Source organism: Pseudonocardia lacus, assembly GCF_018531445.1.
In the GTDB taxonomy this organism is placed as follows: Bacteria; Actinomycetota; Actinomycetes; order Mycobacteriales; family Pseudonocardiaceae; genus Pseudonocardia; species Pseudonocardia lacus.
Genome location: NZ_JAHDTH010000171.1, coordinates 1 through 18222, shown reverse-complemented (window position 1 = coordinate 18222; position 18222 = coordinate 1). Strand labels below are relative to the sequence as shown.

General features: G+C 74.7%; 18 protein-coding genes. 11 read left to right on the top strand and 7 right to left on the bottom strand.

Annotated elements, in window-relative coordinates; genetic code table 11:
- Positions 1-557, top strand: a 557-nt coding sequence (locus tag KIK08_RS28730) for a hypothetical protein (protein WP_214406409.1), incomplete at its 5' end; no start/stop codon positions are given.
- A gap of 26 nt (positions 558-583) precedes the next feature.
- Here the strand turns inward: KIK08_RS28730 and KIK08_RS28725 are convergent.
- Entirely contained in the window at positions 584-1741 is a 1158-nt protein-coding gene (locus KIK08_RS28725) for an acyl-CoA dehydrogenase family protein (protein ID WP_214406408.1), read from the bottom strand.
- A 216-nt stretch (positions 1742-1957) separates the two neighbouring features.
- On the opposite strand from KIK08_RS28725, the gene KIK08_RS28720 reads away from it, so the two are divergent.
- The 7 genes from KIK08_RS28720 (at position 1958) to KIK08_RS28690 (ending at position 9393) form a co-directional block, all read left to right on the top strand.
- Entirely contained in the window at positions 1958-3304 is a 1347-nt protein-coding gene (locus KIK08_RS28720) for a sensor histidine kinase (protein ID WP_308257953.1), read from the top strand.
- 3 nt (positions 3305-3307) lie between these two features.
- Positions 3308-3949 (top strand): response regulator transcription factor, encoded by a 642-nt coding sequence (locus KIK08_RS28715; RefSeq protein WP_214406406.1) that lies wholly within the window; start codon positions 3308-3310, stop codon positions 3947-3949.
- A gap of 159 nt (positions 3950-4108) precedes the next feature.
- Positions 4109-4594 carry a GbsR/MarR family transcriptional regulator gene (locus KIK08_RS28710; protein WP_214406405.1) on the top strand — a complete coding sequence of 162 codons (486 nt, stop codon included), beginning with the start codon at positions 4109-4111 and terminating at the stop codon, positions 4592-4594.
- The gene (locus tag KIK08_RS28705) at positions 4587-6002 is read left to right on the top strand and encodes a phenylacetate--CoA ligase family protein (protein ID WP_214406404.1); all 1416 of its coding nucleotides are present in this window, start codon (positions 4587-4589) and stop codon (positions 6000-6002) included. The genes KIK08_RS28710 and KIK08_RS28705 overlap by 8 nt, the downstream gene beginning before the upstream one ends.
- Positions 5999-6709, top strand: a complete 711-nt coding sequence (gene prcB / locus KIK08_RS28700; RefSeq protein WP_214406410.1) for a proteasome subunit beta — start codon at positions 5999-6001, stop codon at positions 6707-6709. Before KIK08_RS28705 ends, prcB begins: the two co-directional genes overlap by 4 nt.
- Before the next feature lie 47 nt (positions 6710-6756).
- On the top strand, positions 6757-7581 hold the full coding sequence (locus KIK08_RS28695; protein ID WP_214406403.1) for a DNA-formamidopyrimidine glycosylase family protein: 825 nt from the start codon (positions 6757-6759) through the stop codon (positions 7579-7581).
- 120 nt (positions 7582-7701) lie between these two features.
- The gene (locus KIK08_RS28690) at positions 7702-9393 is read left to right on the top strand and encodes a peroxidase family protein (RefSeq protein ID WP_214406402.1); all 1692 of its coding nucleotides are present in this window, start codon (positions 7702-7704) and stop codon (positions 9391-9393) included.
- Between the two features lie 55 nt (positions 9394-9448).
- Here KIK08_RS28690 and KIK08_RS28685 read toward each other — a convergent pair whose 3' ends face one another.
- Genes KIK08_RS28685 through KIK08_RS28675 form a run of 3 tightly spaced genes read right to left on the bottom strand, consistent with a single transcriptional unit; the run spans position 9449 to position 12765 of the window.
- Positions 9449-10225, bottom strand: a complete 777-nt coding sequence (locus KIK08_RS28685; protein WP_214406401.1) for a phosphatase PAP2 family protein — start codon at positions 10223-10225, stop codon at positions 9449-9451.
- A gap of 37 nt (positions 10226-10262) precedes the next feature.
- Positions 10263-11936 carry a glucose-6-phosphate isomerase gene (gene pgi / locus KIK08_RS28680; protein ID WP_214406400.1) on the bottom strand — a complete coding sequence of 558 codons (1674 nt, stop codon included), beginning with the start codon at positions 11934-11936 and terminating at the stop codon, positions 10263-10265.
- A gap of 19 nt (positions 11937-11955) precedes the next feature.
- Positions 11956-12765 carry an ROK family protein gene (locus KIK08_RS28675; RefSeq protein WP_214406399.1) on the bottom strand — a complete coding sequence of 270 codons (810 nt, stop codon included), beginning with the start codon at positions 12763-12765 and terminating at the stop codon, positions 11956-11958.
- A 156-nt stretch (positions 12766-12921) separates the two neighbouring features.
- On the opposite strand from KIK08_RS28675, the gene KIK08_RS28670 reads away from it, so the two are divergent.
- Positions 12922-13980 carry a phosphotransferase family protein gene (locus tag KIK08_RS28670; RefSeq protein WP_214406398.1) on the top strand — a complete coding sequence of 353 codons (1059 nt, stop codon included), beginning with the start codon at positions 12922-12924 and terminating at the stop codon, positions 13978-13980.
- Between the two features lie 4 nt (positions 13981-13984).
- Here the strand turns inward: KIK08_RS28670 and KIK08_RS28665 are convergent, their stop codons facing one another.
- Positions 13985-14674, bottom strand: coding sequence for a PsbP-related protein (locus KIK08_RS28665; RefSeq protein WP_214406397.1), 690 nt, complete (start codon positions 14672-14674; stop codon positions 13985-13987).
- 115 nt (positions 14675-14789) lie between these two features.
- Positions 14790-15164, bottom strand: coding sequence for a cupin domain-containing protein (locus tag KIK08_RS28660; RefSeq protein ID WP_214406396.1), 375 nt, complete (start codon positions 15162-15164; stop codon positions 14790-14792).
- A 71-nt stretch (positions 15165-15235) separates the two neighbouring features.
- On the opposite strand from KIK08_RS28660, the gene KIK08_RS28655 reads away from it, so the two are divergent.
- On the top strand, positions 15236-15706 hold the full coding sequence (locus tag KIK08_RS28655; protein WP_214406395.1) for a MarR family winged helix-turn-helix transcriptional regulator: 471 nt from the start codon (positions 15236-15238) through the stop codon (positions 15704-15706).
- A gap of 6 nt (positions 15707-15712) precedes the next feature.
- On the opposite strand, the gene KIK08_RS28650 is transcribed toward KIK08_RS28655, so the two are convergent.
- Positions 15713-17068 (bottom strand): cytochrome P450, encoded by a 1356-nt coding sequence (locus tag KIK08_RS28650; RefSeq protein ID WP_214406394.1) that lies wholly within the window; start codon positions 17066-17068, stop codon positions 15713-15715.
- A 129-nt stretch (positions 17069-17197) separates the two neighbouring features.
- On the opposite strand from KIK08_RS28650, the gene KIK08_RS28645 reads away from it, so the two are divergent.
- Positions 17198-18046 (top strand): metallophosphoesterase family protein, encoded by an 849-nt coding sequence (locus KIK08_RS28645; RefSeq protein WP_214406393.1) that lies wholly within the window; start codon positions 17198-17200, stop codon positions 18044-18046.
- Positions 18047-18222: the final 176 nt, after the last annotated feature.

The window sequence follows — 18222 nt, the reverse complement described above, 5'->3', positions numbered from 1 at the left end:
CCACCGCGCCGATCGCCCGGCTGCGCCGGGCGCGGGCAGCGGGCCTGCTGGCCCCCGCCGCGGTCGACCGCGCGGTCGAGTGGCTGGCCGCGGGCGGGGAGGGCGGGCACGACCTGTGGAACGGCCTCGATCCCACCCCGGCGGCGCTACCCCTGGCCGCCGCGCCGTGGCGGCCCGGCGAGCCGGTGGAGTTCACGTTCCTGCCATCGGGCGGGCCGTCGACCCTGGCCGCCGCGCTGCGGCTGGCCGGCTTCGGCGCCGCCGGCTGGGAGCTCGCCGTCGGCGCGCCCGCCTCCGACGAGGAGCTGGACGCCGTCCTGGCCGTCGTGGGCGCCGACCCGGTGCGCGTCGAATGGGACTGCGGCCGGGACGGCGCGAGGGCCGGGGTCAACGGCGTCCTGGTGGCCGGGAACGCCGACGCCGAGCTGAACCCGACGCCCGGCCGCTCCGGCGTGCACCTGCTGGTCGACCACACGGGCGGAGGGTCGGCGGTCCTCGCCGCGCGCGTCGCCGCGGCCTGCGGGATCGAGATCGGGTCCGAGGAGCACCGCGACTGACCAGGGGTGATCGCGGCTGATCGCGGCTACCCGCGCGCCGCGCTCCCCAGCGCCTGCCGGGCGATGATCACCTGCTGGATCTGGCTGGTGCCCTCGTAGATCCGGAAGAGCCGGGCGTCGCGGTAGAAGCGCTCCACCGGCACCCCGCGCATGTAGCCGGCCCCGCCGTGGATCTGCACGGCCCGGTCGGCGACGCGCCCGACCATCTCGCTGGCGAAGTACTTGGCGGCCGAGGGGCCCTGGATGCGGTCGGTGCCGGCGTCGTAGGCCCGCGCGACCTCCAGCACGGTCGCGCGCCCGGCGTAGTGGTCGGTCACCGAGTCGGCGATCAGCCCCTGGATGAGCTGGAACGACGCGATGGCCTTCCCGCCCTGCTCCCGGGTGCGGGCGAACTCCACCGACTCGTGCACCAGCCGCGCGGCCATGCCGACGCACAGCGCGGCGATGTGCACGCGGCCGTGCGCCAGGCACTTGGCGGCGGTGACGAACCCCTTGTCGACGCCGTCCTCGCCGCCGACCAGCGCGTCGGCGGGCACCCGCACGTCGTCGAGGTGCACGTCGGCGGTCCAGGCACCGAACTGGCCCATCTTGTGGTCGCGGGGACCGATGCCCAGCCCGGGCGTGCCGGCGGGCACCAGGAACGTGGAGATGCCGCGGTTGCCGGGCGCGTCGGGGTTGGTCCGGGCGAAGACCATGATCACGTCGGCGAGCGGGGAGTTGGTGATGTAGCGCTTGGACCCGTTGATGACCCAGTCGGAGCCGTCGCGGCGGGCCGAGGTGCTCAGCGTGGACGGGTCCGAGCCGGCGTCGGCCTCGGTGAGCCCGAACGACGCGGTGACCTCGCCGGAGGCCAGCCGGGGCAGCCAGGCGCGGCGCTGCTCGTCGGTGCCGCCGGTGACCAGCACCTGCCCGGCGATGCCGTTGTTGGTGCCGAACAGCGAGCGCAGCGCCGGGGTCGTCCAGCCCAGCTCGAACGCCAGCTGCACCTCCTCGGTCATGCTGAGCCCGAGCCCGCCGTACTCCTCGGGGATGGCGAACCCGTAGAGCCCCATGTCCTTGCAGGCCGCCACGACCTCGGGCGGGACCGCGTCCTCGGCGTCGATCTTCTCCTCGAGCGGCACGACCTCGTTGCGCACGAACGTCCGCACCGCGGACAGCACGTCGGCCAGGTCGGAGGGGTCCACGTCGATCTCCCGTCGTCGAACTTCGACGATGGCACGCTACCGGCCGGACCCCGGCCCGGTGGGGTTCGTTCGATCACGCCGGTACGCCCGGCTCGACCGCCGCTCCGCGGCACGCGCCGACGCAATCCCGACGCCAACCGGTTCGGGTTGGCCCTACCCTCGCTCCGGAGGCGCACCGGCTGGGGACGGTCGCGTCGGGGGGCGAAGGTGGACACCGTGGGAGAGCGTGCGAGCGGGCTGGCGGCGGGCGACGGGATCGTCCCGGTGGGGGGCGCGGGCGACCGCGTCGTGGCGGATCGGGGTGACCGGTTCTGGCGCGGGTTCGCGTACCTGCTGTCCGGGCTGCCGCTGTGCGTCGTGGCGTTCGTCGTGGCGGTCGTCGGGCTCGCCAGCGGGGTCGGGACGCTGGTCGTCTGGCTCGGCCTGCCGATCCTGGTGGGCACCCTGTGGCTGTGCCGCAAGCTGGCCGGCGCCGAGCGCAGGCTCGCCGAGTGGGCCACCGGCCGGGCGCTGCCGCCGCACCACTACCGCACTCCGCGGGGCACCGGCATCGGTCGGCTCTGGTCGGCCCTGCGCGAGCCGCAGTCCTGGCGCGACCTGCTGCACGCCATCGTCTCCTTCCCGGTGCGGCTGGTCGCGTTCATCCTCGGCGTCACCTGGCTCGTCGGTGGGCTGGGCGGCGCGCTGTCGGCCGCCTGGCTGTGGGCGATCCCGCAGGACGACGACGGCGGCGGGCTGGTCTGGCTGATCTTCGGCGACCCCTGGCTGGGCTGGGAGATCCTGCTCAACACCGCGCTCGGCCTGATGCTGCTGGCGACCACCCCGCTCGTGGTGCGGCTGATGGTGCTGGCGAAGGCCGGGCTGGCCCGCGGGCTGCTGACCAACGAGTCGGCCGCGCTGCGCGCCAGGGCCACCCAGCTGGCCGCCGGCCGCCGCGCCGCGGTGCAGGCCGAGGCGCAGACCCTGCGCCGGCTGGAGCGCGACATCCACGACGGCCCCCAGCAGCGGCTCGTCCGGCTCAACATGGACCTGGAGGCGGTGGCCCGCCGCCTCGACGACGACCCCGAGCGCGCCCGGCCGCTGGTCGCCGAGGCGCTCACGCAGAGCCGCGAGGCGCTCGACGAGCTGCGCGCGCTCTCCCGCGGCATCGCCCCGCCCATCCTGGCCGACCGCGGCCTCGGCGCGGCCCTGGCCGCCGCGGCCGCGCGCTGCCCGGTGCGCGTCTCGCTCGACGTGGCGCTGCCCGAGGGGCAGCGGTTGGCCGCCGCGGTCGAGAACACCGCCTACTTCGTGGTGACCGAGGCCCTGACGAACGTGGCCAAGCACGCACAGGCCACGCTGTGCACGGTGTCGGTGAGCGCGGACGGCGACCGGGTCCTCGTGCAGGTGCTCGACAACGGCAAGGGCGGCGCGCACCTGGGCAAGGGCCACGGCCTGGCCGGGCTCGCCGACCGGCTGGCCGCCGTCGAGGGCGTGCTGGACGTGGTCAGCCCGGCGGGCGGGCCCACCGTGCTGACCGCGGAGATCCCGCTGGCCGGGCTGGGTGAGGAGAGGGTGAGGTAGCGCGTGCGGGTGGTGTTGGCGGAGGACTCCCTGCTGCTGCGCGAGGGGCTGGTCCGGTTGCTCGACGAGGCCGGGGCCGAGGTCGTCGCGGCGGTGGGGGACGGGCTGGAGCTGGTGAAGGCGGTCACCGAGCTCCGGCCCGATGTCGCCGTGGTGGACGTGCGGATGCCCCCGACGTTCACCGACGAGGGGCTGCGGGCCGCACTGGAGATCCGCACCCTCGACCCGCCGCCCGCCGTGCTGGTGCTGTCCCAGTACGTGGAGGAGAGCTACGCCTCCGACCTGCTCACCACCGGTGGCGGGGTCGGCTACCTGCTCAAGGACCGGGTGTCGCGGCTGTCGGACCTGTCCGACGCGCTGGAGCGGGTCGTCGGCGGCGGCACGGTGCTCGACCCGGAGGTCGTCTCGGCGCTGTTCGCGCACCGCAGGCGCAACGACCCGCTGGAGGCGCTGTCGCCGCGCGAGCGCGAGGTACTCGGGCTGATGGCCGAGGGCCGCACCAACACCGCGATCGGGCGCGAGCTGGTGGTCTCGCAGGGCGCGGTGGAGAAGCACATCTCGTCGATCTTCACCAAGCTCGGGCTGCCGCCGTCGGGCGACGACCACCGCCGGGTGATGGCGGTGCTGACCTGGCTGGGCGTCTGACCCCCTCCACCGTCCCCGAGCCCGCGGATCCCGTCGAGAACGAACTTGTCGTGATCGAACTGCCCTGTTGATCACGACAACTTCGTTCTCGACGGAGTCCTGGGCGCGGGGAGGCGCGTTACAGTGGTGACTGAAACTACTGGAACGTGGGGGTGGGCGGTGGGCGGTGCGGGGCCGACGCGCGAGCAGGAGCTGGCCTGGGTGGAGCGGGTGGCAGGCTTCTTCGCCCGGCAGAACGGCCTGCCGCCGATCCCGGGCCGCGCGCTGGGATGGTTGATGATCTGCGATCCGCCCGAGCAGTCGGCCGCCGAGCTGGCCGCAGCGATCGGGGCCAGTCGCGCGTCGCTGACCACGGCCCTGCAGGTGCTGCTGGCCGGCGGCTTCGTCGAGCCGCACCACCGCGCCGGCGAGCGGACCACCTACTACCGCCTCGCCGACGACCCGTGGACCGACGTCACCCGGCGGCGGATGGCCGCGCTGACCTCCTTCCTGGCCGTCACCGAGGAAGGGCTGGACCTGGTCGGCGCCGACTCGGCCCGGGCCGAGCGGATCCGGCAGGTCCACGAGCTGTTCGGCTGGCTCGACTCCGAGGTCGGGCCGATGTGGCGGCGTTGGGACGCGCGGCGGGCGGGCCGGGATGGCTGAGCGGGTCGACGGGTCCCTGTGGTGGCTGCTGCGCGACCTGCGCGCGGCCCGGCGCGGCGGGCCCGCCGCCGTCGCGGCCCGGCAGCGCGCCCGCCTCGCCGACCTGGTGGCCCGGGCCAGGGCCGGCTCGCCCTACTACCGCGAGCTGTACCGCGACCTGCCCGAGCGCGTCGACGACCCGCGCGCCCTGCCCGTCACCGACAAGGTCGCGCTGATGGGCCGGTTCGACGACTGGAGCACCGACCGCGCCGTCACCCTGGACGCCGTGCGGGCGTTCGTCGGGCGCACCGACACCATCGGTGCACCGTTCCTCGGCCGCCACCTCGTCGTCACGACGTCGGGAACGTCCGGGGTGCGCGGCGTGTTCGTGCAGGACGAGCGCATGTTCCGGGTGCTCAGCGCGATCACCGCGGGCCGCTCGACGGGCCAGTTCCTGCGCGGGCCGCGCGACTACGCCCGGCTGCTGCGCAACGGCGGGCGCACCGCCGCCCTCTGGGCGACCGACGGCCACTACGCCGGGTACGCCACCGCGAGCCGGTTGCTGGCCGAGCGGCCCGCGCGGCGGCGCGGCATCCGGGTCATCTCCGTGCACCGGCCGCTCGACGAGATCGTCGACGAGCTGCGGCGGTTCCGGCCGGCCATCCTCAACGGCTACGCGGGCACCGTCGCGCTGGTCGCCGCCGAGCAGGCCGCCGGGCGGCTGCGGATCGACCCCGTGCTGGTGGTGTGCGCGGCCGAGGGGCTGGCCCCGCAGGCCTACCGGCGCATCGCCGATGCGTTCGGCGCGAAGGTCCGCAACCAGTACGGCTGCTCGGAGTTCATGGGCCTGGCCGCCGGCTGCGAGCACGACTGGCTGCACGTCAACGCCGACTGGGCGATCCTGGAGCCGGTCGACGCCGACGGCGCCCCGACCCCGCCGGGGGAACCGTCGCACACCGTGCTGCTCACCAACCTGGCCAACCGCGTCCAGCCGATCATCCGCTACGACCTGGGCGACAGCGTCACCGAGCGCCCCGACCCGTGCCCGTGCGGCAACCCGCTGCCGGCCGTGCGGGTCCGCGGCCGCACCGCCGACGTGCTCACCTTCGGCCCGCCCGAGCGGCCGGTCCGCATCCCGCCGCTCGCGTTGGGCACCGTGGTCGACCGGGTCCCCGGGGTGCGCCGCTTCCAGCTGGTCCAGCGGGACGCGTCGACGCTGCTGGTGCGGGTGGAGGCCGATCCGGGCGCCGACCGGTCGGGCGTGCTGGACGCCGTGCGCGCCGGCCTGGCCGGCGTGCTCGCCGGCCACGGCGTCCCCGACGTGGCCCTCGTCGACGACGACCGCCCGCCGCGGCTCACCGCGGGCGGGAAGTCCCGCGCCGTCTACGCTGCCGGGGACGACCGCACCGGCCCGAGGAGGCTGCGCTGAACCCGCACGTCACGCACGGCACCACGATCGTCGCGCTCACCTTCGCCGGCGGCGTGCTCATCGCCGGCGACCGCCGGGCCACCTCGGGCAACACCATCGTCCGCCACGACCTGGAGAAGGTCGTGGTCGTCGACGACGTCACCGCGGCCGGGTACGCGGGGGCTGTGGGGCCGGCTATGCAGATGTTGCGGCTGTTCGCACTGGAGGTCGAGGAGTACGAGAAGGTCGAGGGCACGCCGATCTCGTTCCCGGGCAAGGCCAACCGGCTCGCCACGATGTTGCGCGGGAGCCTGCCGATGGCGATGCAGGGCTTCGAGGCGCTGCCGCTGCTGGTCGGGTACGACCCGGACGAGCCCGAACCTACGCGCGCCGGGCGCATCGTCTCGTTCGACATCAGTGGCAACGTCGTGCACGACAGCACCGGCTACGAGTCGATCGGGTCCGGCTCGCCGTACGCGAAGGCGGCGCTGAAGAAGCGGCACTCGCGCGACGCCGACCGGGTCGCCGCCGTGCGCACCGCGGTCGAGGCGCTCTACGACGCGGCCGACGACGACTCCGCCACCGGCGGCCCCGACCTGGTCCGGGGGATCTACCCGGTCGTCGTGACGATCACCGGGGCGCAGGGCGCGGTCCGGGTGCCGCAGGCCGAGGTCGAGGCGGTGGCCCGGGAGGTCGTGCGGGCCCGCGAGGACCGGCCAGGCGGCTGACGCGGGGCCGATTCGCGGCGGGGCCCGGCGGCGGCCACACTCCGGGGGTGCCCGAGCTCCCCGAGGTGGAGGCCGCCCGCTCCGTCCTGGAAGGCGCGCTCGACCGCGAAGTACGTTCCGTCGACGACAACGACGACTGGGTGTGCCGCCCGCACCGCCCCGGCGAGATCGCCCGGGTCCTGGTGGGGGGCCGGCTGACGGCCGCGCACCGGCGCGGCAAGTCCATGTGGTGCGAGACCGCGGGCCGCGACGGCGAGCCGGGCCCGCGGCTGGGCATCCACCTGGGTATGGGCGGGCGGATCGTGGTCACCGACAGCGCCGACGACGAGGGCCGCGCCGGCGGCGACCCGCGCCCGGTCGCCGGTTACACCGGCGCCGTGCCGCGCAAGCCCGAGTGGAACCGGTTCGTCGTCACCTTCACCGACGGCGGCCAGCTGCGGCTGTTCGACAAGCGCAGGCTGGGGCGGGTGCGCCTGGAGCCCGACATCGACGCGCTCGGGCCGGACGCCGAGGAGATCGGCCGGGAGGAGTTCCGCGTCCGCGTGGGCCGCGGCCATTCCGCGGTGAAGGCCCGGCTGCTGGACCAGTCGGTGCTGGCCGGGGTGGGCAACCTGCTCGCCGACGAGACGCTCTGGCAGGCCGGGATCAGCCCGTCCGCCCGGGCCGACGAGCTGCCCGCGGCCACGCTCGACCACCTGCACGACGCCCTGGACAAGGCCCTGCGCTCGGCCATCGAGAAGGGCGGCGTGCACACCGGCGAGATCATCGGCTTCCGGCACGCCGACGCCCACTGCCCGCGCTGCGGTGCCCCGATGGTGCACGGCACGGTGGGCGGGCGCTCGACGTGGTGGTGCTCGGCCGAGCAGGCCTGAGCCGCGGTGATACCGCGGTGCCGGCGCGGGCCGCTACGCACATGTACGTATGGCCGCCGCACCGGCGGTCCGCGAGCGTTCTCCCCGGACGCATCCGCAGGACCACACAGGAGCTGAGCGATGGCCGACGACTTCCCCCGCGTGCTGGTGGACCTCCGCCACGGCGAGCACGTGGTCACCGACGAGATCGCGCAGGCGCAGCAGGACGCCGCCGCGCCGGAGTCCGCGTCGGTGGCCAGGACCGTCGTGGGGGAGGAGTTCACCGGCGGGCGCATCACGGAGATCTCGACGCCGTTCGGGTACATGTTCGCCGAGCCGGCCGACGTCTTCCCGGTCGCGCACCTCGCCGCGGAGCCCTCCGAGCAGGTCGTGCGGGCGCTCAAGGCGCTCGGCACGGCGATGGTCGAGCAGGACCCCGTCGACGGAGCGGGCGACTCGGACCTGCCGCCGATCCTGACCTACTGGGGCCAGTTCGTGGACCACGACCTGACCGCCAACACCGACCGCGACAACGACATCTCGATCACCGGCGACGGGCTGCGGCCACTGCGGCCCCAGCAGGTGGTCGAGCAGCTGCGCAACCTGCGCGAGCCGCGGCTCAACCTGGACTCGCTCTACGGCAACGGACCCAAGGCGTCCGGCCTGCCCGACCAGGTGCCCTACGAGGACGACAAGTTCGTCATCACCGAGCAGGACGGCCTGACCCCGACCCCGACCCCGATCCGCGGCGCCGACCTGCCGCGCCGCGACCGCAAGGCGCAGATCGGGGACGGCCGCAACGACGAGAACCTGGTCGTCGCGCAGCTGCACCTGGCCTTCCTGAAGTTCCACAACAACGTCGTGCGCTGGCTCGTCGGCCACGGCGGGGGGAGCTTCGAGCGCGCCCGCGAGCTCACCACGTGGCACTACCAGCAGGTGACGGTCGAGGACTTCCTGAAGCGGGTCGCCGACCCCGCGGTGGTCGAGGGCCTGCTGGACGGTTCGGTCTCCCCGGTGTTCCAGCCGGACGAGGAGGACCCGTTCATGCCGCTGGAGTTCTCCATCGCGGCCTACCGCTTCGGGCACAGCATGGTCCGCGGCGCCTACGACTGGAACCAGAACTTCGGTGCCCCGGCGCCGGGCCAGACCAACACGATCGACCGGGCCGGCTTCTCGTTCCTGTTCAGCTTCACCGGCAACGGCGGCCTCACGCTCCCCTTCCCGGGTGCGGAGCCCAACCCGACCCTGCCGGACAACTGGCCGGCCCAGTTCGAGCGGCTGACCGGTGCCGAGGCGGCACCGGACGACCCGGAGGACCGGTTCCCGGCCCGGCTGGCCCGCAAGATCGACACGCACCTGGCGCCGCCGCTGGCGGTCCTGCTCAACGAGGGCAACGACCCGAGGACCGCGTCCCAGCAGGTCCGCCGGCTGCTCAAGCGGTTGGCCGTGCGCAACCTGCTGCGCGGCTACCGGCTCGCCATCCCGACCGGGCAGGCCGTGGCCGCGCAGCTGGGCATCGCGCCGCTCACCACCGCGCAGCTGACCGGTGGGGGCGGTGCCATCGCCGATGCGCTGCTCGACAACCCGGAGCTCCTGCGCGACACGCCGCTGTGGTTCTACGTGCTGCGGGAGGCCGAGCTCGGCGGGGGCAACCGCCTCGGGCCGGTGGGCAGCCGGATCGTCGCCGAGACGATCATCGGCCAGCTCCGCGCGGACCCGAGGTCCTACCTGCGCACCGGCTTCGACCCCGTCGCGTCCGGCGTCACCAAGGCCGACGGCGGCCCCGTCCGGACCATCGTCGACTTCCTGCAGTTCGCCGACATGCACCCCTGACGGAGCGCGGCGGGGACGCCCCGTCCGGCCGTGTGCCGGGCGGGGCGGTCACGCGTCAGGTCGCACGCACGCCGCGGTCCGTCGCCCGCCGCCGCGCCGCCATGGCCCACACCGTCGCGCACAGGGCCAGCCAGGCCCCGCCGACGAGCCACCCGGCGACCACGTCGCTGAACCAGTGCACGCCGAGGTAGATGCGGGTGAGCCCGACCGCGCCCACCCACAGCGCCGCGGCCGCCACCATCGCGAGCCGGGCCGCCACCGCCTGCCCGGCCCAGAGCAGCACCACCATCGAGCCGATCACCGCGACCGCCATCGTGGCGTGCCCGGAGGGCAGCGACTCGTTGCCGGCGCCGACCAGGCGGTCGACCTCCGGGGGGCGGTCGCGGCCGAGCAGGCGCTTGAGCGCGCTGAACAGCAGGCTCGCGCCCACCGCGGTGCCGGCGACGAACAGCGCGTCGCGATGGCGGCGGCGGATCAGGAGCAGCAGCGTCACCAGCCCGGCCAGCACCCCCATCACGGCGGTGCTGCCGATGTCGGTGACGGCGACGGCGACCGCCGTCACCAGGTCGGAGCGGGCCTCGACGGCCTCGCCGAGCACCAGTTGGTCGACCACGGCCGGGCCGACGCCGACGAAGGCGCTGAGCACCGCGGCCGCCGCGGCCAGGACCAGCGCGACCACGCCGCCCACGGGACCCCACGACCGGGGCGCCGGCGGGCCGAGCGGGTGGTCGAGGCCGGCCGGGTGCTCGCCGGGGCCGACGGGCGGCCCGGGGGCGCGCCCGCCGCGAACGCGCTCCTCGCGCCCCGCGGGGGTGCCGTCGGTGGTGCTCATCGGTGCCTCCTCCCGTCGCCTGCCCCCGGAGGGCCGGTCAGGAGCGCCCGCGCCACTCCCGGTAGCGGCGCACCTGGGCCGCGGTCGAGGCGTCGAGGCCCTCGACCGGGCCGCCGGTCAGGGCCGGGCCCAGCTCGCGGGCCAGCACCTTGCCCAGTTCCACGCCCCACTGGTCGAACGAGTCGATCCCCCAGATCGTGCCCTCGACGAACGTGACGTGCTCGTAGAAGGCGATCAGCTGGCCCAGCACCGACGGCGTCAGCTTCCGGGCCAGGATCGTCGAGGTGGGCCGGTTGCCGGGCATCACCTTGTGCGGGACGACGTCGGCGGCGGTGCCCTCGGCGGCGATCTCCTCGGCGGTCTTGCCGAACGCGAGCGCGGAGGTCTGGGCGAACAGGTTGGCCATGAACAGGTCGTGCATGTCCGCGCCGGAGTCGTCGTCCTCCACCTCGACCGCGTGGTTCGGCTCGGCGAACCCGATGAAGTCGGCCGGGATCAGCCGGGTGCCCTGGTGGATCAGCTGGTAGAAGGCGTGCTGACCGTTCGTCCCCGGCTCGCCCCAGTAGATCTCGCCGGTGGCGGTGACCACCGGGGTGCCGTCACCGCGGACCGACTTGCCGTTGCTCTCCATGGTCAGCTGCTGCAGGTAGGCGGGCAGCCGGTGCAGGTACTGGCTGTAGGGCAGCACGGCGTGGGTCTCGGTGCCGAAGAAGTTGACGTACCAGACGCCGAGCAGCCCGGAGATCGCCGGCAGGTTCTCCTCCAGCGGCGCCGTGCGGAAGTGCTCGTCGACGGCGTGCATGCCGGCCAGGAACTCGCCGAACCGCTCCTTGCCGATGGCCACCATGAGCGAGAGCCCGATGGCGGAGTCGAGGGAGTAGCGCCCGCCGACCCAGTCCCAGAAGCCGAACATGTTGGCCTCGTCGATGCCGAAGCCGCGCACCTTCTCGGCGTTCGTCGACACGGCCACGAAGTGCTTGGCGACGGCGTCCTCGCTGCCCAGGCCGTCGACCAGCCACCGCCGGGCGGCCCGGGCGTTGGTCAGCGTCTCGATCGTGGTGAACGTCTTGGACGAGACGACGAACAGGGTGGTGGCCGGGTCGAGGTCGCGGGTGGCCTCGGCGATGTCGGTCGGGTCGATGTTCGAGACGAACCGCAGCTGCAAGGACCGGTCGGCGTAGGCGCGCAGCGCCTCGTAGGCCATCACCGGGCCCAGGTCGGACCCGCCGATGCCGATGTTGACCACGGTCGAGATCCGCTCGCCGGTGTGGCCGGTCCACTTGCCGGAGCGGACGTCGTCGGTGAAGGCGCCCATCCGGTCGAGCACCTCGTGCACGTCGGCGACGACGTCCTGCCCATCGACGACGAGGGCGGCACCTTCGCGACCACCGCGCGGCAGCCGCAGCGCGGTGTGCAGCACGGCGCGGTCCTCGCTGGTGTTGATGCGCTCGCCGGCGAACATCGCCGCGATGCGCTCGGGCAGCCCGGCCGCCCGGGCCAGCGCGGCCAGCAGCGGCACGGTGTCGCGGGTGATCCGGTGCTTGGAGTAGTCCAGCACGAGGTCGGCGCCCGTCGCGGTGAGCGCGTCGGCCCGGTCGGGGTCGTCGGCGAAGAGCTCGCGCAGGTGCTTGCCCTCGACGGCGCGGTGGTGCTCGGCCAGCGCGGCCCACTCGGGGGTGGCGGTGATGTCGGTGACGGGGAAGTCGGGCACGCGCAGATCCTCCCGCGACTCAACCCCCGGCGCGGGCCGGGGCGGTTTCGGTGGCGTGTTCGTGGGCGACCGGCGAGGTCGTCGGGTCGCCGGTGCGCTCCCACAGCGCGATCCCGCCGAGCAGCCCGGAGACGTTGGGCACGATCGTGCGGTTGGGGCCGATCTCGTCCTCTTCGAGCCGCTTGGCGTTGCCGCCACCGATGTAGATGTGGTCGGGCAGCACCATCTCGTCGAAGGCGTCCAGCGCGCTGAGCACGCGCTTGCGCCACTCGTGCTTGCCGACCTTGTGGCGCTCGTTGTCGCCGCAGCCGACCTCGATCGACTGGCCCTCGCCGTAGCGGCCGTGCGACAGCTCCAGGTGCGGCAGCAGCGCGCCCTCCCAGAACACCGCGCAGCCCACCCCCGTGCCCAGGGTGATGACCAGCTCCAGGCCCTCGCCCTTGATCACCGCACAGCCCTGCACGTCGGCGTCGTTGGCCACGCGCACCGGCTTGGCGAACCGGTCGGCCAGCGCCGACTGCAGGTCGAAGCCGAACCACGCCCGCTTCAGCTCCTCGGTGGGCGGTTCGCCGGGCGCGGGCCGGGTGAACGCCGTGACGTGGCGGACCTTGCCGCCGCGGATCGCCCCCGGGAAGCCGACCGAGATGCGGTCGTAGTCGGGCAGCTCCTTCGCCAGCTCGGTGAGCTCGTCGAGCATCAGCTCGGGGGTGCAGGGGTAGGGCGTCTCGCGCCGGACGCGCTCGGTGAGCATCTCGCCGTCGGGGGAGAGCACCGTCGCCTTCAGACCCGACCCGCCGACGTCGATCGCCAGGGTGAGCGGTCCTTCCATGGTGCCCGTCCTCCTCGTTCCGGCCGGCGGAATGGTTCGCGCGGGACGTTAGCCCCCCGCGGGGCGCGCTGCCACGCAAGCGCGCGCGCAGGCCCCCGTCGTGACCTGGACCGCCCGCTCTGGTGCTGGCCGGGTGCGCCGGGCTTTGATGGAGCGATGAGCGCCCGATCACCGGAGATCGACCCCGTTCCGGCAGCCCCGCTGACCGACTGGCTGCGGGCGGAGGTGCCCAAGGTCCCCGTCGGCGACGCCCCGGTGGGGGTCGAGCGCATCTCCGGCGGACACTCCAACCTGACCTACCGGATCACCGACGCGCAGGGCGGGCGCTGGGCCCTGCGCCGCCCGCCGACCGGGATGGTGCTGGCCACGGCGCACGACATGAGCAGGGAGTGGCGGTTCATCAGCGCGCTGGCCGACACGCCCGTCCCGGTGGCGCCGCCGGTGGCCTACTGCGCCGACGAGTCGGTCATCGGCGCGCCGTTCTACGTGATGGGATTCGTCGAGGGCCACATCCTCGGCGACGGCCCGTCCGGCGACCTGCTGGCCCTCGGCGAGCCGCGCCGCACGCTGGGCTTCGACACCGTCGACGTGATGGCCGAGATGCACGCCGTCGACCCCGACGCCGTCGGCCTCGGCGACCTGCGCCGCTCGGGCGGCTACCTCGACCGCCAGCTGAGCCGCTGGCACCGCCAGGTCCACAACTCCACGGTGCCGGACCTGTCCACGATCGACCGGGCGCACGAGCTGCTCGTGGCGCGGGCCGCCCAGCTGCCGCCGTCGGACGTGCGGATCGCGCACGGCGACTTCCGCCCCGGCAACCTGGCCGTCGGTCCGGACGGGCGGGTGCGCGCGGTGTTCGACTGGGAGCTGGCGACCCTGGGCGACCCGCTGGCCGACCTCGGCTGGCTGATCGCGTCGTGGGGGCTCGGGAGCGACCGGCTCCCGGTGACGATCCCCGGGCCGAACGCCGTCGGCGGCTACCCCGACGGCGAGGAGCTGGTGGCCCGCTACGCCGAGCGGTCCGGCCGCGACGTCTCCGACCTGGACTTCTACCTGGCGTTCGCGCGCTGGCGCTCGGCCTGCATCAGCGCCGGGGTGTACAGCCGCTACGCCGGGGGCGTGATGGGGGTGACCGAGTCCGACGGCGGGGCGGCCCGGCTGGCCGGGGTGTACCGGGCGGCCGAGTCCGCCCTCGCCGCGCTGGAGGCCGGGTAGCCGCTCAGGCCCGCAGGGCGAGGCTGTCGACCGCCGTTCTGAGCGTCGACTCGACCCGCGTCCACTGCGCGGCCTCGGAGCTCGCGGCCACCACGAAGAGCGCTCCGTCGCGGGTGGCGACCACCTGCGTCCGGCGCACCTCGACGAAGTACGCGTCCGTGCGCCGGCCGGCGGACTCCAGCCGGCGGGCCGGCGTGCCGTCGGCCAGCGCGGCCGGTTCGCTGAGCTGCACCTGCAGGCCGACCTTGGCCAGTTCCGCCACCAGCGTGGTCCGGGCGTCCTCCAGGTCGCTCGGCCAGCGCAGGACCGACACCGTGACCGACGGGTCGACGACGGTGCCGGGTGGCGGGGCCGGTTCGCGGAACATGGTCTGCATCAGGCCGGAGCCCGCGTACTCGTCGACGTCGTTGCGCAGCCACCCGGTCGGCACGTCGATGGTGAACCGGCCCTGCGGGTCCGCGAACGGGGTGCCGGCCCCGCCCGCTGGCGCGGAGCCGGCGCCACCGGGCGCGGGAACGGCAGCCCTCGGTGCAGCGGGAGCGGTGCCGATCCGCGCACCCTCGCGGGCCCCGTCCACGGCGACCGCGGGGACGGGGCGACCCTCGTCGGTGCAGCCGGCGAGGGCGGCCGCGCCGACGACGGCGGCCGCCACGAGCGGCGCCGGTGGTCTCCACAGTCGGCTCCAGACAGTCATGCGGCCCTCCGGCGATCCCCCCGTCGTCACCTGGCGTGACGAGCGGCCCGGAGGCTAGGGACGGTGGACCACGCGGCTCCAGCTTTTCGACGCGCGTCGCAGCACCGCCGCGGGGTCAGGCGATCCAGGGCGGCAGCACCGGGTCGGCGCCGGGAGTGCTGGCCAGCGCGCCGCCGGGCGCGGTGACCAGCGCGGTGAAACCGGTCGTCGGGTCGGCGTGCACCTGGCGGGGCAGCCGCGGGGGCATGACGACGGTGTCGCCGGAACCCACGACCACCGGCTCGCCGTCGAGGTCGATGCGGGCCGAGCCGGCCAGCACCGTCCAGACCTGCTCGACGTCGAACCAGTGCAGCGGACCGGAGGCGCCCGCCGCCATCTCGACCTGCCAGAGCGCGACCGTCGCGCCGCCCAGGGTGGGCGAGGCGAACGTGGTCGTGGTGGCGTTCGGGGTGCTGCTGCGGCGGGCGTCGGCGTGGCGGACGACGGGCATGGCGGGACCTCCTATGATGGACAACATGGTTGTCTGTTCGACCCGACAAATAGTGAACCTGGTTGTCCATCGTGTCAACTGACCCGCCGGGCCACGACCTGCCGCTGCGCCTGCTGCTCGGGTTCCGCGTCCTCGTCGACGGGGTGCACGCCGAGCTCGCCCGCCGCGGCCACCCCGAGCTGCGCCCGGTGCACGGGTTCGTGCTGCAGGCCGTGGGCCCGTCCGGGGCCACGGCCGTCGAGCTGGGGCGCAGGCTCGGGGTCACCAAGCAGGCCGCGGCCAAGCACATCGAGTTCCTGCAGGACCGCGGTTACCTGGAGCGCGCGACCGACCCCCGCGACGCCCGCCGCAAACCCGTCCGGCTCACCGGACGCGCCTTCGACAGCCTGCGCATCTCGGCCGCCGCGTTCGACGAGCTGCGCGCCGGCTGGGCGCGGACGCTGGGGGAGCAGCGGCTGCGCGCGCTGGAGGCCGACCTGCGCGCGGTGACCCCCGGCGCGGCCTTCCGGCTCGACCTGCCCGGCTGGTTCGCCGGCGGCTGACGCCCCTCAGGCGTCCACGGTGGAGGGTTGGGTGGAGGGCTGTGCCGAGGGTCGCGTCGAGGGTCGCAGCGTGACCGGCAGCTGGTCCCAGCCGCGCAGGGTGCGGGTCGGGCGGCGGTGCGGCGGGCCGGCCGGGGCCAGGTCGGGGAAGCGCTCGAACAGCGCCCGCAGCGCCACCTCGCCCTCCATCCGGGCCAGCGCGGCGCCGAGGCAGTAGTGGATGCCGCTGGAGAACGCCAGGTGGTCGCCGGCGTTGGCACGGGTGACGTCGAACCGGTCGGGCTCGGGGAAGACGGCCGGGTCGCGGTTGGCGCCGCCCAGCATGATCACCACGAACTGCCCGGCGCGCACCCGCTCGCCGGCCACCTCGGTGTCGCGCACGGCCATGCGGCCCGTGCGCTGCACCGGCGAGTCGATGCGCAGCATCTCGTCGACCGCGGTGGGCCAGCCCTCGGGCTCGGCCCGCAGCGCGGCGAGCTGGTCGGGGTGGGAGGTCAGCAGGACGGCGCCGTTGCCGATCAGGTTGACGGTGGTCTCGAAGCCGGCCGCGAGCAGCAGCATCGCGATGCTGAGCAGCTCGTCCTCGGACAGCTTGCCCTGGTCGTCGCGGGCGGCCAGCAGCGTCGACAGGATCGTGTCGTCGCCGCCGGGGGAGCGGCGCAGCCGGGCGAAGTGCCCGGCCATCCACTCCTGCAGGGCGGCCACGTCCTTCTCCGAGCGGACGAAGTCGCGGTAGGTCAGCCCGGCGTCCAGCGACAGCGCCGCGCCCGTGCCCCACTCCAGGAACTGTTCGCGCATGTCGGCGGGGGCACCGAGCATCTCGGCGATGACGGTGGCGGGCAGCAGGGCGGCGTAGTCGCCGGCCAGGTCGGCCGTGGGGCCCTTCGCGGCCATCGCGTCCAGCAGTTCGGTGGCGACCTGCTCGGTGCGTGAGCGCAGCGCCGCCACGATCCGGGCGCTGAACCCCCTGGTCACCAGCTTGCGGTAGCGGGTGTGGTCGGGCGGGTTCATGACCAGCATCGACGGCGGCTCGGCCGGCCCGAGCGGGCCCGGCCCGGCGATCCGGGCGGCCAGCCGCAGCGGGGCCGGGCCCTCCTCGTCGGGGAGGCCGACCACGGCGAAGTCCGGGCTGCGCAGCACCGCGGTCGCGATGTCGTGGTGGCAGGTGTTGAGCACCATGCCGTTGTCGACCAGGCGCCCGCGCGAGCGCACGTCGTCGTAGTAGAGGTAGGGGTCGACCGACATCGACGGGTCGAGCAGGAAGCGCGCGGTCTCGTCGCCCGCGCCCATCCGCCGCCGGAACACCTGCCGGAAGATCCCGTGGCGCAGTACCCAGCGCAACGTCCGTCGCGCACCCTCCATGGTGGTTCCCCCTGTCGAAGCCGGCACTCCCCTCGAACGTACTGCCGAGTAGCCGGGATCGGCCACTGTCCGTGGTGCCGTGACGGGAGTCGCGCGGCGGATCCGCCGGTCGTCGGGTACGACTGGTCGGTGACCTCCCCGCGGCTGCTGGCCGTCAGCGACCTGCACGTGCGCTACGCGGAGAACCGCACCGTCGTGGAGGGCCTGCGCCCCACCACCGACGACGACTGGTTGATCGTCGCCGGCGACGTGGCCGAGCAGGTCGAGGACGTCCGGTGGGCGCTGGGGCTGCTGCGGGAGCGGTTCGCCTCGGTGATCTGGGTGCCAGGCAACCACGAGCTGTGGACCCGCGGCAAGGACCCGACCCCGCTGCGCGGCGAGGCGCGCTACCGCCACCTGGTCGAGGTGTGTCGCGAGCTGGGCGTGCTGACCCCGGAGGACCCGTTCCTGGTGTGGGACGGCGAGGGCGGCCCGGCCGTCGTGGCGCCGCTGTTCCTGCTCTACGACTACTCGTTCCTCCCGGACGGCACGACCACCGTCGAGGAGGGGCTGGCCGCGGCCTACCGGGCCGGGGTGGTGTGCACCGACGAGTACCTGCTGCACCCGGACCCCTACCCGGACCGCGCGTCCTGGTGCGCGGCGCGGGTGGCCGAGTCGCGGCGCAGGCTCGACGCCTGCGACCCCGACCTGCCCACGGTGCTGGTCAACCACTGGCCCATGACGAGGCTGCCGACCCGCGTGCTGCGCTACCCGGAGTTCGCCCTGTGGTGCGGCACCGAGGCGAGCGCGGACTGGCACGTGCGCTACCGCGCCACCGCCGTCGTCTACGGCCACCTGCACATCCCGCGCACCACCGTCGAGGACGGCGTGCGCTTCGTGGAGGCGTCGCTGGGCTACCCGCGGGAGTGGAAGAAGCGCCCCGTGCGCGGCTACCCGACGGTCGAGGAACTGCTTCCCCGACAGGTCCTGCCGGCCTGACGCCGGGGGTTCAGGCGGCGTCCAGAGCGGGGGCCAGCGGGGCGAGCGCCTCGCGCAGCAGGCGGGGGAGGGACTCGCCGGGCACGACGAGCAGCCCGGCCCCGGCCCCCTCCGCGTCGGCCCACGACCGCAGCCAGCGCTCGGCGCCGACGCGGGCCGCCGCCGCGACGGCGGCC

Coding starts and splice junctions, on each gene's coding strand:
- KIK08_RS28705 (WP_214406404.1), top strand. CDS start 4,587: ATGGCTGAGCGGGTCGACGGGTCCCTGTGGTGGCTGCTGCGCGACCTG.
- KIK08_RS28690 (WP_214406402.1), top strand. CDS start 7,702: ATGGCCGACGACTTCCCCCGCGTGCTGGTGGACCTCCGCCACGGCGAG.
- KIK08_RS28685 (WP_214406401.1), bottom strand. CDS start 10,225: ATGAGCACCACCGACGGCACCCCCGCGGGGCGCGAGGAGCGCGTTCGC.
- KIK08_RS28675 (WP_214406399.1), bottom strand. CDS start 12,765: ATGGAAGGACCGCTCACCCTGGCGATCGACGTCGGCGGGTCGGGTCTG.
- KIK08_RS28670 (WP_214406398.1), top strand. CDS start 12,922: ATGAGCGCCCGATCACCGGAGATCGACCCCGTTCCGGCAGCCCCGCTG.
- KIK08_RS28665 (WP_214406397.1), bottom strand. CDS start 14,674: ATGACTGTCTGGAGCCGACTGTGGAGACCACCGGCGCCGCTCGTGGCG.
- KIK08_RS28660 (WP_214406396.1), bottom strand. CDS start 15,164: ATGCCCGTCGTCCGCCACGCCGACGCCCGCCGCAGCAGCACCCCGAAC.
- KIK08_RS28650 (WP_214406394.1), bottom strand. CDS start 17,068: ATGGAGGGTGCGCGACGGACGTTGCGCTGGGTACTGCGCCACGGGATC.